Raw genomic sequence first — 14,058 nt, 5'->3', positions numbered from 1 at the left:
CATCAGGGAGGGAAACATGCGCATTTTACTGGTAGAAGATGACAGGCTGATTGGCGATGGCATTAAAGCCGGGCTGACGAAAATGGGCTTTTGCGTGGACTGGTTCACCGACGGCGAAACGGGCCGCGCGGCGCTCTACGGCGCCCCCTACGACGCCGTGGTACTCGACCTGACGCTGCCCGGCCTCGACGGGCTACAAATCCTGCGCGAATGGCGGGCACAGGGGCGCGACGAACCGGTGCTGATATTAACCGCGCGGGATGCGCTCGATCAGCGCGTCGAGGGGCTGCGCCTGGGGGCTGACGATTATCTCTGTAAACCCTTCGCCCTGATTGAGGTGGCCGCCCGCCTGGAGGCGCTGGTGCGCCGCAGCCACGGGCAGGCGCATAGCGAACTGCGCCACGGTAAGATCACGCTCAATCCCACCAGCCTCGTCGCCACGCTGAACGGCGAAACGCTGGTGCTGAAGCCGAAAGAGTTTGCCCTGCTGGAACTCCTGATGCGCAACGCAGGCCGCGTGCTGCCGCGGAAGCTGATTGAAGAGAAGCTCTATACCTGGGATGACGACGTCTCCAGCAACGCCATAGAAGTCCACATACACCATCTGCGCCGCAAGCTCGGCAGCGATGTTATCCGCACCGTGCACGGCATCGGTTATACCCTGGGTGACGCATGAAACTGACCCAACGCCTCAGCCTCAAGCTGCGCCTGACGCTGCTGTTCTTAGCCCTGTCGCTGACGGCGTGGTTTGCCGCGAGCATCGTCGCCTGGCACCAGACCACCGATAAGCTCGATAAGCTGTTTGACACCCAGCAGATGCTGTTTGCCAAAAGGCTGCTGACCATGGATCTCGACGAGCTCAAAGCCCCGGAACGCATGCGCGAGGTGCCGAAAAAAGCCCGTCACGGCCATCTGGATGACGATGCGCTGGCCTTCGCCATCTACACCCCCGAGGGCAAAATGGTGCTTAACGACGGCGAAAACGGGCGCGATATTCCGTATCACTATCGCCGGGAAGGGTTTGATAACGGCCAGCTCAACGACGATAACGACGAATGGCGCTTCCTCTGGCTCACCGCCCCGGACGGCAAGTACCGGGTGGTGGTCGGCCAGGAGCGGGAGTACCGTCAGGAGATGGCGCTGGACGTGGTGCGATCGCAGCTCACGCCTTGGCTGGTGGCGCTGCCGGTGATGCTGCTGTTGCTTATCGTCTTGCTGAGCCGGGAACTGCATCCGCTGAAAAAGCTGGCGCAAACCCTGCGCCTCCGCTCACCGGATGCCACTGACCGCCTGCCGACCCACGGCGTGCCCGTTGAGGTTCGCCCGCTGCTCGATGCGCTGAATCATCTTTTCGCCCGCACCCAGGAGATGATGGCCCGCGAGCGCCGCTTTACCTCCGATGCCGCCCATGAACTGCGCAGCCCCCTCACCGCCCTGAAAGTGCAGACCGACGTGGCGCAGCTGTCGCTGGACGATCCTGAGGCGCAGGGCAAAGCGCTGAACCAGCTACACGCCGGTATCGACCGGGCATCGCGGCTGGTTGAGCAGCTCCTGACCCTGTCGCGCCTGGATTCGCTGGAGAGCCTCGATGACGTGGAATCCCTGGTGCTGGCCGATGTTCTCCAGTCGGCGGTGATGGAGATCTACCCTTCGGCGCAGCAGGCCGGGATCGAGATGCGCCTGAATATCAACGCCCCGCAGGTCACCCGCCCTGGCCAGCAGCTGCTGCTGAGCCTGCTGGTGCGCAATCTGCTGGATAACGCCGTCCGCTACAGCCCGCGCGGCAGTGTGGTGGAGGTTACGCTGGATAGCCGCAGTTTTACTGTCCGTGACAACGGAGCGGGCATTGCCTCCGAGGCGCTGGCGCGGATCGGCGAACGCTTCTATCGCCCGCCAGGACAGGAGCAAACCGGCAGCGGGTTGGGGTTGTCTATCGTCAAACGGATTGCCGCCCTGCATCGAATGACGGTAACACTCGGGAATGCGCCGGAGGGCGGCTTTGCCGTCACCGTCGGCTGGTAGGGAATTATTGCTGTTACAGCAAAAGACTTTGCACATTTTGCTAATTTCACCGCACCGCTGTCGCGCGTAGAATAGCCCTCAGACTCGCTACTTTGAGGACAACTTAATGAGCAATATCCTAATTATCAACGGCGCAAAAAAATTCGCCCACTCCAATGGCCAACTGAATGACACCCTGACCGAGGTCGCGGACGGCTTCCTGCGCGACGCCGGGCATGATGTTAAAGTCGTGCGCACCGACGGTGAATACGATATCCAGGCCGAAGTGCAGAACTTCCTCTGGGCTGACGTGGTGATCTGGCAGATGCCTGGCTGGTGGATGGGCGCGCCGTGGACCGTGAAAAAGTACATGGACGATGTCTTTACCGAAGGCCACGGCGCGCTGTATGCCAGCGATGGCCGCACCCGTTCAGATGCCTCGAAAAAATATGGCTCCGGCGGTCTGATTCAGGGGAAAAAGTACATGCTTTCCCTCACCTGGAACGCACCGATAGAAGCCTTCACCGAAGAAGATCAGTTCTTCCACGGCGTGGGCGTGGACGGTGTTTATCTGCCGTTCCACAAAGCCAACCAGTTCCTGGGAATGGAGGCGCTGCCGACCTTTATCACCAACGACGTGATCAAAATGCCGGACGTGCCACGCTATATCGCAGAATATCGCAAGCATCTGGCTGAAATTTTTGCTTAACTGGTTGCATGTTATCAGGAGAAATGACCATGCTTACCGTTATTGCTGAAATTCGTACCCGTCCTGGCCAACATCACCGTCAGGCGGTGCTGGATCAGTTCGCTAAAATTATCCCGACCGTTTTAGAAGAAGCCGGCTGCCACGGCTACGCGCCGATGGTGGACACCGCCCCAGGCGTCAGCTTCCAGACCACCGCCCCCGACTCCATCGTGATGGTTGAGCAGTGGGAAACCGTGGCGCACCTTGAAGCGCATCTGCAGACCCCGCACATGAAAGCGTGGAGCGAGGCGGTGAAGGGTGACGTTCTGGAAACGCATATCCGTATTCTGGAGAACGGGGTTTAACCCCTGTTTTGCCCGGTGGCGCTACGCTTACCGGGCCTACAAAACCGTAGGCCGGGCAAACGAAGTGCCGCCCGGCAATACCAACAGCACCGAACCTCAGGCCCGGTACGCATAGCGTTTCCGGGCTTTTTTTATCACCTCGAAACGCACCTGCTATGCTTATTTCTGATTTCATTGTTATCTGGAGGAAGGAATGGGAATTTTTAACTTCGTTAAAGAAGCAGGTGAAAAGCTGTGGGACAACCTGACCGATCACAAAGGTCAGAGCGATAAGGTGACTGAACACCTTAAAAAACTCAACATACCGGGCGCCGACAAAGTACAGGTCAACGTTAACGACGGTAAGGCCGTGGTGACGGGTGACGGACTCACCCAGGAGCAGAAGGAAAAAATCCAGGTCGCGGTAGGGAACATCGCGGGCGTCAGCGAGGTGGAAAACAGCATCACCGCCACCGATACCCAACATGAAGCCACCTACTACACGGTCAAATCGGGTGATACGCTGAGCGCTATCTCCAAAACGGTGTATGGCGATGCGTCGCAGTACAACAAAATCTTCGAAGCCAACCGCCCTATGCTCTCCAGCCCCGATAAAATTTATCCTGGCCAGACGCTGCGTATTCCGGAAGCCTGATAGCGCCGTACAGTGAGAAGATGATGAAGATAGCCTGTCTGGGCTGGGGCTCGTTGGTCTGGAAAAGCGGCTCACTCCCCGTCGCCGGGGAGTGGAAAACCGACGGACCGTCGCTGCCCGTCGAGTTTTGCCGGGTCAGTGACGGCGGTGAACTGGCAACCGCCATCTGTATGAATGCGCCTGCCGTACCGGTGCTCTGGGCATGGCTTAATGTGGAAACGCTGAGCGTGGCCTGTCAGGCGTTGCGTGAACGCGAGGGGATCCCGGAAGATCGTTGTGACGGTATAGGTTCATTGCTGATCGAAGGCCGCCACACCGGCCTGCTTTCGAGATGGGCGGTTGAGAGAGGCATCGAGGCGGTGATCTGGACCGGGCTGCCGCCGAGAAGCGCCTCCCTCGAGGGCCGTGTGCCCACCGTGGATGAAGCCATTGTTTATCTGGATAACCTGAGCGGCGAGACCCGCCAGCATGCGCGGGATTACATCAATCGGGTGCCGGAGCAGATCGATACCCCTTATCGGCGAGTCATCAAAGAGGTGCTGGGGTGGTGACAACGCCACCCCAGCCACTTTTTACCAGTACAGTTTCCAGCTCTGGGTGAAGCGCACCAGCGCTTCGACGTAGAAGTAATCCCCCCAGCTGGCGCACTCGTCCACGCCCTTGTTGCTGGCGAGGTGATACACGGAGTGTTTCAGCACGCCGTTGCCCTTCTCCTCTTTCCCCATCAGGTAGTGCCTGGTCAGCGAGGACATGATCCCTTTCGCCCACGCCAGATAGCACTCGCGATCCGGGTCAGTCACCGGCAGGTGCTTCACCAGCTCCAGCAGGCCGCATACCGCAATCGCCGCCGACGAGGAGTCGCGCAGCGCGTCGGTGCCCACCAGCGCCAGATCCCAATGGCAGACGTAATCCTCCGGCAGGCGGTTGAGGAAGTAGTTTGCCAGCCGTTTTGACAGGGCGATCATCGTCTCGTCGCCGGTATAGATATAGCTCAGCAGGAAGCCGTAAATCCCCCACGCCTGGCCCCGCGACCAGCAGGAGTCGTCCGCATAGCCCTGCTGGGTATTACCGTAGCGCGGCGCGCCGGTGACCACGTCCATATAGTAGGTGTGGAAGGTAGAGGCATCGTCACGGATCAGGTACGTTGCGGCCTGCATCACATGCGCTTGAGCGGCCTCGGCAAAGCGCGGATCGCCGGTCTGCTCCGTCGCCCAGTAGAGCAGCGGCAGGTTCATGTTGCAGTCGATGATCATCCGGCCGGCCTGTTCCGGATCGGCCAGATCGCCCCACGCCTGGATGATCTTCGCCTTCTCGTGGAAGCGTTCCAGCAGGGCTTCCGCCGCCAGCAGCGAGAAGCCGCGCGCCTCGCGACTGCCGGTCAGCCGCCAGTCCGCCACGCAGGAGAGCGTATAGAGGAAGCCGAGATCGTGGGTGTTGGTGTCGCTGCGCCCGGCAATGCGCAGGCCAAACGAGCGCGGGTGTTTTTGGGCCATCTCACGGAATTTCTCGTCCCCGCTCATCTCCCACGCCAGCCACAGCTGCCCGGTCCAGAAGCTGGTGGTCCATTCGACGTTATCGGTCAGGGGATAAAACCCCTCCTTGCAGGTTTCTGCCGGGAATTTGTCGCCGAACTCCGTTAAATGACGGCTAATCAGGTCGAGGACATGGCTGCGCGCCGAGCTTAGCTCATCGCTAAAGGCGCGTTCATCCACGGGCACGGAAATATCGGCCAGACGTTCCTCGGTGATACGACTTAACATAATTCGATTCCTTCTTTGACGACGTAAATTAGTGATGTTCAACAACGTTCAGCGTTTTTGCGCCGCGCCATTTGCTCTGGCAGGCGGATAACGTGAAGGCGGAAATAAGGGTAAAGGTCAGCGCCGTGGCGCCCATGATGATATAGGTCTGCTCAAAGCCGATGCGGTCATACATATAACCGGCAGGGGAAGAGACCACGACATTACCGACGTAGAGCATTGCCTGATAACCCAGCAGATACATGGTGGCGTTCACACGTTTATCGAAATGCTCGGCTATATATTTAAAGACCGACACCAGCAGGAGGCAGATCTCCAAGCCATACAGCGGCTTGAGAACCGAAATAAGCAGGTGCGAATCGCAGATCCCGGAAATAATCAGGCGCGCCCCGACAATCAGGCCGACAATTAATAACCCGCGTTTGGCGCCAATAAAATTCACGAACAGCGGGATCACCATATACATGACAAATTCCATGCCCGACTGCACGGTGCCCAGATAGCCAAATACCGCGTTGCCCTGGTGCACGTCATCAAAGAAGGTGACGAAATAGCGCGAGAACTGCTGCTCGGCGATAAACATCATCCACGCCACGCCCGCCACGTACAGGCAGAAGGCCCAGAATTTGCGGCTGCGCAGCAGGGCGTAGACATCCGCCGGAACGATTTTCTCTTTGGTCAGCACCTCACCGGCATGGGCCGAGTTGGTGTTCACCTTCAGGCTCAGGAGGACAATCAGCATAATGACCGACGCCACGCTGCCCATAATAAAGTTGTACGCCGGAGAGAGGTTAAACAGCAGGCCGGAGAACGACGACGCCACCGCCCAGCCGAGCGAGCCCCACATACGGATCTGACCAAACTCCATGCCGTTCAGACGGCTGAAACGGTCGGAATAGGATTCGCACGCCGCGACGCCCGCATACCAGGCGAAACTTAAATAGAGCGCGCCGATAATAATCCCCAGCATGGTGTTGGACATTAACAGCGGCTGATAGACATAAATAAAGAATGGCGCCATCAGGGCGGACATCGCCACCACAAAATAGAGCAGGTATTTGCTCATGCCGATCTTATCCAGAATGTAGCCATAGATCGGTTTCAGAATAACGGAAAAGACACCGTTTACCGCAAATACGGTGCCGATCACCGAGCCGCTCAGGTTGGCTTTTTGCCCGAGCCAGATCGCCAGCAAACCAATACTGGCCGACCAGGTAAAGAAATAGAGAAAAATAAAACTGCTGATTTTGTAATATTCAGTTTTGTTGCTCATACCATCCTCGCCGATATCCAGGGTAAGGCTCTTATAAAATGAACGACCGCTTACGTTCGCTTCCGGGCGCGCAAATAACGACCCGGTTATCTTCTATTTTCAGTTGTGGTGTGTTTGCCTCTGCACGCGCTTTCCCGGAGGCGTATACCGCACTGCACAGCCAGCTCTCCCCCTGCGGGAGAGTGGTGGTCAGCACCGGAATGGCGGCACATTCGGCAAACATGATGCTGCTGTTGGGTGGCGTCACCACGCTGTCAGGCTGACGGCTGATGACAGGCGACAGATCGACAATGGCGCTGCTGCCGTTCGCGGCATTCAGGTAACTGCCGCGCCCGATAAGCTGGTGGTCGGTTTTCATTACCGCAAACCCGCCCTCCACCGTCTGCAACGTGCGGGCGCTGTTAATGCGGTGCAGGCGCAGATGCCACTCGCCAAATGGCACCAGCCAGCTCTCGATGTGGACGTCGTGCCACGGCGACCAGCGCGAAAAGATGAAGTTCTCGTCGACGCGGACCGCCTCGCATTCACGGCGTCCGCGGAAGTAGTTATCACCATCGGCCAGCAGCAGCATGGAGTCGCAGGCGGCATGCTTGATGCCGAAGCGTCCGCGCTCGATGGTGAACCCAAAGCGGCTGGAGTAGGCAAATTTGGTGTATTTCGCCTCGGTGTTAACGTAGTTGTTCAGCTCCAGCTGTCCGGCGGTGAGCATGGTGACGTGATCCGCCTGCATCAGGATCTGCTGGGCATGGGGAATGACGCGCTTTTCGGCAAGCGCAGGTAATGGCTGCTCTTCTGCCTGCCAGAACGGATGGCTCTCCGGCAGGGCCAGAATCAGGTAGGTTTTAAGCGCCCAGTAAGGCGAGCCGGGGGAGTTATAGTCCTCGCACATCGCCAGGTTCGGGTAGGCGAAACCCAGCGTCAGGATCCCGTCGCGATCGGTCATCGGCTGTTGCTGCCACCAGCGCAGATGACGCAGGATGATCCCTTTCACGATCCCCGGCGTAAACACCTCCAGCCCGGAAAAAGCCACCGCGCTCCAGAAGGCGACCATCGCGAAGCGGTAGGTCAGGCTGCGGCCAAAGGGCACCGAGGCGCCGTCGGCAGCGGACATATAGATAAAATCTTCCGCGAACAGACACGAACGCTGGCGCAACACCTCTGCCCTCGCCTCATCACCGCTCAGGGTGGCGTAAATCAGGCCGTAAAAGTGAAACGCCATTGAGATGTAATAGTCCTTTGGCCGACCCGGACCGTCGGAGTACCAGCCGTCCCCGAGATAGTAGGCCTCCATCATGGCGAAGCGGCGATCGATGGCCTGCTGATCGTAGGGCAGCCCGGCGCGCTTAAAGCCAAGCTGGACCATGATGGCGAAGTAGTTCCAGTTGCTGTCCGGCATCGTCGCGTCGGTGATCTGGTTCAGCCAGGCGTGCAGATTCATCAGCTCAGGTTCGCTAAACAGTTCAGTGAGTTTGTCCTGCAGCAGCGCCAGCCCGAGGCCATAGGCCGCCATCTCCACCAGACGTTGGTCATAAGGCCCGGCTTCGCCCCAGTAGCCTGCGCTTTGCGGATCGGTCCCCTGCTTAATGGCGGTGAGGTATTTATCGCTGAAGGGCGTACTGTCGCCTGCGGCCATCAGCGGAAACAGCCCCCACAAGACCCGGGAGAGCCCCTCCATCTGCGCGACATCGGTGGCGTAGTGGGCGCTGGTATCGCCCAGTGAAAAACGGGAGCTACCCGCCGGGAACTGCTTATCCACCGCGGCCAGCAGGGTATTAAGGGCCGCCACCAGATCCTGGCGGGATGACAACGGATTTGATTTTTCTTTATTTGCCGCGCACATACGCTCGTCCTCGCAATCAACTGCGGCAAAGCATAGTTAATCAGCAAGGTGCAGAAATGTTAGCCGGGTCACAGGAGTGAGAGATGAATAAACCCGCAGTTGAGGAAATTTAAAAAGGTGGTTTATAAAGGGGAAAGAAAAGGGAAAAGTTGAGTTTTATTGCACTATGCGCGAGACCCCCACGGCGGAACACCTTGAGCTCATCACCCTGAACGATACCCTCGTGTCGTTCAGTCGCCTGTTCGCCAACACCGTGCGCTATCACCACTGGCATCAGTGCCTGGAGATCCTCTATGTCGAAGAGGGCTTTGGCGTGGCGATTGTCGATAATCGTCACTACACCATGCGCCCGGGGAGGCTATTTTTCTTCCCGCCCTTTACCCTGCACAAGGTGATGGTCGATCCCCAGGCCGAAGCGAACTACCGCCGGACCATTATTCATCTCGATCAGCACGCGGTAATGAAAGCCCTGCGCGACTTCCCACAGACCCAACAACGACTCCAGAAGCTGTCCCAACGGGGAGGAGAAGCCTGGGTAGCGGATATGGCGCACTGCCACAGCCATCTCGATCATCTCTTCGGCTGCTACCCGCCGCCGTTGAATAGCGAGCGCATCGCCAGCTTGCTGATTAGCCTGTTCGCCATGCTGCCGCACGATGACGAAGGCCAGCCCGGCAACAGCCACGGTATCGCCAGCCAGGTAATGTTCTGGCTGGATGAGCACTATCAGCATAAGTTCAGCCTTGATGCGCTGGCAGACGAGCTGGGGAAATCCCGCAGCTATGTATCCCGGAAATTCCATGCGGAAACGGGAGAGAAAATTCACGATTACCTGAATACGTTACGATTACGCAAAGCCTGTGAGTGCCTGCTGCATTCGGAGGCGAGCGTGCGGGAGATTGCCGCGCGGGTGGGGTTTTCGGACGTGACCTACTTTATCAGCGCATTTAAAAAGGGCATCGGAGAGACGCCCTTGCAGTACCGGAAGAATCATGCGGCCTGACGCAATGCCCGGCGGCGCTTCGCTTGCACGGGCCTACAGGTGCGGGTAGACCGGGCAAGGCGCAGCCGCCGCCCGGCAAGGCATCAACCCTCGATATCCGCCAGGTCGCCCTTCTCCTGCAGCCAGTTGCGGCGGTCTTCCGAGCGCTTCTTGGCCAGCAGCATATCCATCACTGCAGTGGTCTGCTGCTCATCTTCATCGCTGATGGTGAGCTGTACCAGACGGCGGGTATTCGGATCGAGCGTGGTTTCACGCAGCTGTAAAGGGTTCATCTCGCCCAGCCCTTTAAAGCGCTGCACGTTAGGTTTGCCCTTCTTGCGTTTAAGCTGTTCCAGCACGCCCGCTTTCTCTTCTTCCGTCAGGGCGTAATAGACCTCTTTACCGAGATCGATACGGTACAACGGCGGCAGCGCCACATAGACATGGCCGTTTTTCACCAGCGTGCGGAAGTGCTTCACAAAGAGCGCACACAGCAGGGTGGCGATGTGCAGCCCATCGGAGTCCGCATCCGCGAGGATACAGATCTTGCCGTAACGCAGCTGGCTGAGATCTTCGCTGTCCGGATCAATACCGATCGCCACCGAGATGTCATGCACCTCCTGCGACGCCAGCACCTCGTCGGAAGAGACTTCCCAGGTGTTAAGGATCTTCCCCTTCAGCGGCATGATCGCCTGATATTCACGGTCGCGCGCCTGCTTGGCCGACCCGCCCGCAGAGTCCCCTTCCACGAGGAACAGCTCGGTGCGGTTCAGATCCTGCGCGGTACAGTCCGCCAGCTTGCCCGGCAGCGCAGGGCCGCTGGTGAGCTTTTTACGCACCACTTTCTTCGCCGCGCGCAGACGGCGCTGGGCGCTGGAGATGGCCATTTCGGCCAGCATTTCTGCGGCCTGTACGTTCTGGTTCAGCCACAGGCTGAAGGCATCTTTCACCACGCCGGAGACAAACGCCGCGCACTGGCGCGAGGAGAGACGCTCTTTGGTCTGACCGGCAAACTGCGGATCCTGCATCTTCACGGAGAGGACGTAGGCGCAGCGCTCCCAGATATCTTCCGCCGACAGCTTCACGCCGCGCGGCAGGATGTTGCGGTATTCACAGAACTCACGCATCGCGTCCAGCAGCCCCTGGCGCAGGCCGTTCACGTGCGTGCCGCCCTGCATGGTCGGGATGAGGTTCACGTAGCTTTCGGTCAGCAGCTCGCCGCCTTCCGGCAGCCACAGCAGCGCCCAGTCCACCGCTTCCGTATCACCGGCAAAATTACCGATAAACGGTTTTTCCGGCAGGGTTGGCAGGCCATTAACCGCTTCGCCCAGATAATCATTCAGACCATCCTGGTAGCACCAGCGCTGCTCGCTGTTGTTGACCTCATCCTTGAAGGTAATTTCTACCCCAGGGCAGAGCACCGCTTTCGCTTTCAGGATGTGCGTTAAGCGAGAAACCGAGAAACGCGGGCTGTCGAAGAAGCTCTCGTCCGGCCAGAAGTGGACGCTGGTGCCGGTATTGCGTTTCGCGCAGGTACCGATCACCTGCAAATCCTGCACTTTATCGCCGTTCTCAAAGGCGATGTTGTAGACCTGGCCGTCGCGCTTAACGGTCACTTCCACGCGTTTGGACAGGGCGTTCACCACGGAGATACCTACCCCGTGCAGACCGCCTGAGAACTGGTAATTTTTATTGGAGAACTTCCCGCCCGCATGCAGGCGGCAGAGGATCAGTTCAACCGCTGGCACCCCCTCTTCTGGGTGGATATCGACAGGCATGCCGCGCCCGTCGTCGATCACTTCCAGCGACTGGTCGGCATGCAGAATAACGTCAACGCGTCTGGCATGACCCGCCAGCGCTTCGTCGACGCTGTTATCAATTACTTCCTGGCCCAGATGGTTTGGGCGCGTAGTATCGGTGTACATCCCCGGACGGCGGCGAACCGGCTCAAGCCCGGTGAGTACCTCAATGGCATCAGCGTTATAGGTTTGCGTCATGATTTAAACTAGCAATTCGCAGCGATTGTCAGAGGCTGTGCAGACCGAGAAAATCGACAATCTGGGTGAAATGATCCTCAAAGCCCGTGAAAGCGTGGTTACCACCCTCTTCTACAGTCTGGCGGCAAGAGGCGTAATACGCCACTGCCTGGCGGTAATCCAGCACTTCATCACCCGTCTGTTGCAGCAGCCAGATAAGATCTGGCGCTTCCAGCGGATCAATCTGCATCACTTTGAGGTCGTAAATATGGCGAGACTCTAGCACATATTGCTGTCCGGTGTAGGGGTTCTCGTTGTGCCCAAGATAGCCCACCAGCAGCTCAAAAGGCCGTACCGCCGGATTCACCACCACGGCGGGCAGCATAAAGCACTGGGAGAGCCAGGTGGCGTAGTAGCCGCCAAGGGAAGAGCCCACCACGCCGAACGGCTCGCCGCCGTGCGCCATGACGATGGTCTCCAGCATCTCGGCAGCGTCTGCCGGGTACGGCGGCAGCTGCGGGACGATCATCTCGACGTCGGGATGATGAACCTCCAGCCATTGGCGAAACAGCGTCGCTTTTGCCGAGCGCGGAGAGCTGTTGAACCCGTGCAGATAAAGGAGCGCAGACATCAGTAGCCTTCTGACGCGGTATCCGGGCGGAACTGGGTGCCTTCCAGACGGCAGACTTCGGTGGTCAACGAGCCGTCGGCATGCAGTTCCAGCCAGCGCCAACCTGGCGCAATGGTATCTAACGTGAAGTTCGCGCAATGCGGTTTGAACTGCACGCAGGTAGAAGGCGTAGCCAGCAGGCGACGACCGTTCCAGTCGAGATCCTGCTCCTGATGGATATGTCCGCAGAGCAAGTGCTTCACCCGCGGGAATTTCTCCAGCACCTGATCCAGGGCGGCGGAGTTGCGCAGGCTATGCTGATCGAGCCAGCTACATCCTGCCGGCAGCGGATGATGATGCAGTAAAAGCAGCGTGTTGCGCTCCGGCTCAGCCGCCAGTTTCGCTTCCAGCCACTCCAGCTGAAAATCGCTCAGCTCACCGTGCGGCACGCCGAAGACCTGGCTGTCGAGCAGCAGAATCTGCCAGTGGTCGCCGGCGTAGACCCGTTTAGCGGGCGAAATGCCTGAATCCTGAAGTGCGCTGTACATCGCCGGTTGAAAATCGTGGTTTCCCGGTAACCAGACGCAGGGCGCGTGAAAGCTCGCGGTACCTTCAGCGAAATGCTGATAAGCCGCGGCGGTTTGGTCCTGCGCCAAATCGCCCGTTGCGACAATCAAATCGCATTCGCGCTTCTGGCCATGAATGGCTTCCAGAACAGCCTGATAACTCTCCCAGGTATTCACACCTAACAGGGTTTCATGCTTATTGGCAAACAGGTGAGTATCGGTAATTTGTAATACCCTGACTGGCGCCCCACCAGCAACAGTCAGGTTCAACAGGCTTTCCAAATGGTGTCCTTAGGTAGGTTTCACGACGCTAACAAACCGGAATCGCCATCGCTCCATGTGCTAAACAGTATCTTAGCCAATCAGCCAGAAACTGATTAATTTGATGCTTTTCGTCACGTTGATGCAACTTTTTATTTGGGTAATCATAACGCGCTTTGAAGCGGAAGATCTGCTGACTTGAACACACTTCAGCGACCATCGCGTCATGGTACAGCCGCACCGTCATCGACGGCAGGCTCCAGTAGCTGATGGAAGGTGCCGTTTGTTCGATCTCCACCAGCGTAGTGTAACGGGTTGATTCCGTAATCGTTAACCGATACTGCGCGTTGCTCACCTGATAGCTCACTGTTTCGCCGGGCGCGTCATTACGCGGCAGCAAACGGCGCAACTGGGCGAAATTGGTTTCGCACAGGCGCATCATTTCAGGGAAGTCAGGTGTATAACGCTTCATTTTTTCCACTCGTTTCTTAATTCCTGATAGTGCAGCTGTAGCCATTGCAAAGCGATGACAGAAGCCGCGTTGTCGATTTTCCCCTCTTCTACCCATTGATAAGCCTGCTCCCGACTTACCACATGAACACGAATATCTTCGTTTTCATCAACCAGACCGTGAATCCCTTGCGCGGTCGTGGCGTCCACTTCGCCTACCAGAACCGATAAACGCTCGCTGGTGCCGCCAGGGCTTGCCAGATAATTCGAAATCGGTTTTGTACGCCCAACAATCAGCCCGGCCTCTTCCATCGCCTCGCGACGGGCGACCTCATCCGGGGTCTCGCCTGCTTCAACCATCCCGGCCACCATCTCCAGCAGCCACGGGCTTTCGCTGGTATCCAGCGCGGCAATGCGAATCTGCTCTACCAGTACCACTTCATCACGCACTGGGTCAAAGGGTAGCAAGACTGCAGCATGCCCGCGCTCAAAAATTTCGCGCCGCACTTCGCCACTCATTTCGCCGTTAAACAGACGATGGCGAAAACGGTATAATTCCAGTGAAAAAAATCCGCTGTAGAGCGTTTCTCGTGCAATAATTTCTACATCGTTTTTTGTGTATGTCACTGGCATCTTCTCTGGTTTTTCCATG

The 14,058-nt window shown here is 58.0% G+C and carries 15 protein-coding genes; 7 read left to right on the top strand and 8 right to left on the bottom strand.

The window, feature by feature from the left end:
* Positions 1-16 precede the first annotated feature (16 nt).
* The 6 genes from qseB (at position 17) to DVA44_RS03540 (ending at position 4,239) form a co-directional block, all read left to right on the top strand.
* Positions 17-676, top strand: a complete 660-nt coding sequence (gene qseB / locus DVA44_RS03565; RefSeq protein ID WP_114385747.1) for a quorum sensing response regulator transcription factor QseB — start codon at positions 17-19, stop codon at positions 674-676.
* Positions 673-2,022, top strand: coding sequence for a quorum sensing histidine kinase QseC (qseC, locus tag DVA44_RS03560; protein ID WP_114385746.1), 1,350 nt, complete (start codon positions 673-675; stop codon positions 2,020-2,022). The genes qseB and qseC overlap by 4 nt, the downstream gene beginning before the upstream one ends.
* Before the next feature lie 106 nt (positions 2,023-2,128).
* Positions 2,129-2,710 carry an NAD(P)H-dependent oxidoreductase gene (locus DVA44_RS03555; protein ID WP_103176972.1) on the top strand — a complete coding sequence of 194 codons (582 nt, stop codon included), beginning with the start codon at positions 2,129-2,131 and terminating at the stop codon, positions 2,708-2,710.
* A gap of 29 nt (positions 2,711-2,739) precedes the next feature.
* Positions 2,740-3,054 (top strand): putative quinol monooxygenase, encoded by a 315-nt coding sequence (locus DVA44_RS03550; RefSeq protein ID WP_114388367.1) that lies wholly within the window; start codon positions 2,740-2,742, stop codon positions 3,052-3,054.
* Between the two features lie 193 nt (positions 3,055-3,247).
* A complete protein-coding gene (lysM, locus tag DVA44_RS03545; RefSeq protein ID WP_114316782.1) occupies positions 3,248-3,688 on the top strand; it encodes a peptidoglycan-binding protein LysM in 441 nt (146 codons plus the stop codon).
* Between the two features lie 20 nt (positions 3,689-3,708).
* Positions 3,709-4,239 (top strand): hypothetical protein, encoded by a 531-nt coding sequence (locus tag DVA44_RS03540; protein ID WP_246843597.1) that lies wholly within the window; start codon positions 3,709-3,711, stop codon positions 4,237-4,239.
* Positions 4,240-4,260: 21 nt separating this feature from the next.
* Here the strand turns inward: DVA44_RS03540 and DVA44_RS03535 are convergent, their stop codons facing one another.
* The 3 genes from DVA44_RS03535 to DVA44_RS03525 are packed head-to-tail and all read right to left on the bottom strand — an operon-like array spanning position 4,261 to position 8,561.
* Entirely contained in the window at positions 4,261-5,448 is a 1,188-nt protein-coding gene (locus DVA44_RS03535; protein WP_114385745.1) for a glycoside hydrolase family 88 protein, read from the bottom strand.
* A 28-nt stretch (positions 5,449-5,476) separates the two neighbouring features.
* Entirely contained in the window at positions 5,477-6,721 is a 1,245-nt protein-coding gene (locus tag DVA44_RS03530; protein ID WP_197080114.1) for an oligosaccharide MFS transporter, read from the bottom strand.
* Positions 6,722-6,752: 31 nt separating this feature from the next.
* Entirely contained in the window at positions 6,753-8,561 is a 1,809-nt protein-coding gene (locus DVA44_RS03525; RefSeq protein ID WP_114385744.1) for a DUF2264 domain-containing protein, read from the bottom strand.
* Positions 8,562-8,727: 166 nt separating this feature from the next.
* Here DVA44_RS03525 and DVA44_RS03520 point away from each other — a divergent pair, with 166 nt between their 5' ends.
* Positions 8,728-9,564, top strand: coding sequence for an AraC family transcriptional regulator (locus tag DVA44_RS03520; protein WP_114385743.1), 837 nt, complete (start codon positions 8,728-8,730; stop codon positions 9,562-9,564).
* A gap of 83 nt (positions 9,565-9,647) precedes the next feature.
* Here the strand turns inward: DVA44_RS03520 and parE are convergent, their stop codons facing one another.
* From parE to nudF, 5 genes are read right to left on the bottom strand one after another with little or no spacing between them, the layout of a single operon-like run.
* Positions 9,648-11,540 carry a DNA topoisomerase IV subunit B gene (parE, locus tag DVA44_RS03515; RefSeq protein ID WP_103176985.1) on the bottom strand — a complete coding sequence of 631 codons (1,893 nt, stop codon included), beginning with the start codon at positions 11,538-11,540 and terminating at the stop codon, positions 9,648-9,650.
* A 28-nt stretch (positions 11,541-11,568) separates the two neighbouring features.
* Complete coding sequence (gene yqiA / locus DVA44_RS03510; protein WP_103176986.1) at positions 11,569-12,150, bottom strand: esterase YqiA; 582 nt, start codon at positions 12,148-12,150, stop codon at positions 11,569-11,571.
* A complete protein-coding gene (gene cpdA, locus DVA44_RS03505; protein ID WP_114385742.1) occupies positions 12,150-12,977 on the bottom strand; it encodes a 3',5'-cyclic-AMP phosphodiesterase in 828 nt (275 codons plus the stop codon). The genes yqiA and cpdA overlap by 1 nt, the downstream gene beginning before the upstream one ends.
* 28 nt (positions 12,978-13,005) lie before the next feature.
* The gene (locus tag DVA44_RS03500; RefSeq protein WP_003862516.1) at positions 13,006-13,428 is read right to left on the bottom strand and encodes a DUF1249 family protein; all 423 of its coding nucleotides are present in this window, start codon (positions 13,426-13,428) and stop codon (positions 13,006-13,008) included.
* Positions 13,425-14,057 (bottom strand): ADP-ribose diphosphatase, encoded by a 633-nt coding sequence (nudF, locus tag DVA44_RS03495; RefSeq protein WP_114385741.1) that lies wholly within the window; start codon positions 14,055-14,057, stop codon positions 13,425-13,427. The genes DVA44_RS03500 and nudF overlap by 4 nt, the downstream gene beginning before the upstream one ends.
* Position 14,058: the final 1 nt, after the last annotated feature.

This window comes from Leclercia sp. W17, assembly GCF_003336325.1.
Classification (GTDB): domain Bacteria; phylum Pseudomonadota; class Gammaproteobacteria; order Enterobacterales; family Enterobacteriaceae; genus Enterobacter.
This window is presented reverse-complemented; position numbering and strand designations above follow the sequence as displayed.

Bases quoted from the DNA above. Each gene is read 5' to 3' on its own strand.
- qseB (WP_114385747.1), top strand. From the start codon at position 17: ATGCGCATTTTACTGGTAGAAGATGACAGGCTGATTGGCGATGGCATT.
- qseC (WP_114385746.1), top strand. From the start codon at position 673: ATGAAACTGACCCAACGCCTCAGCCTCAAGCTGCGCCTGACGCTGCTG.
- DVA44_RS03555 (WP_103176972.1), top strand. From the start codon at position 2,129: ATGAGCAATATCCTAATTATCAACGGCGCAAAAAAATTCGCCCACTCC.
- DVA44_RS03550 (WP_114388367.1), top strand. From the start codon at position 2,740: ATGCTTACCGTTATTGCTGAAATTCGTACCCGTCCTGGCCAACATCAC.
- lysM (WP_114316782.1), top strand. From the start codon at position 3,248: ATGGGAATTTTTAACTTCGTTAAAGAAGCAGGTGAAAAGCTGTGGGAC.
- DVA44_RS03540 (WP_246843597.1), top strand. From the start codon at position 3,709: ATGATGAAGATAGCCTGTCTGGGCTGGGGCTCGTTGGTCTGGAAAAGC.
- DVA44_RS03535 (WP_114385745.1), bottom strand. From the start codon at position 5,448: ATGTTAAGTCGTATCACCGAGGAACGTCTGGCCGATATTTCCGTGCCC.
- DVA44_RS03530 (WP_197080114.1), bottom strand. From the start codon at position 6,721: ATGAGCAACAAAACTGAATATTACAAAATCAGCAGTTTTATTTTTCTC.
- DVA44_RS03525 (WP_114385744.1), bottom strand. From the start codon at position 8,561: ATGTGCGCGGCAAATAAAGAAAAATCAAATCCGTTGTCATCCCGCCAG.
- DVA44_RS03520 (WP_114385743.1), top strand. From the start codon at position 8,728: ATGCGCGAGACCCCCACGGCGGAACACCTTGAGCTCATCACCCTGAAC.
- parE (WP_103176985.1), bottom strand. From the start codon at position 11,540: ATGACGCAAACCTATAACGCTGATGCCATTGAGGTACTCACCGGGCTT.
- yqiA (WP_103176986.1), bottom strand. From the start codon at position 12,150: ATGTCTGCGCTCCTTTATCTGCACGGGTTCAACAGCTCTCCGCGCTCG.
- DVA44_RS03500 (WP_003862516.1), bottom strand. From the start codon at position 13,428: ATGAAGCGTTATACACCTGACTTCCCTGAAATGATGCGCCTGTGCGAA.
- nudF (WP_114385741.1), bottom strand. From the start codon at position 14,057: ATGGAAAAACCAGAGAAGATGCCAGTGACATACACAAAAAACGATGTA.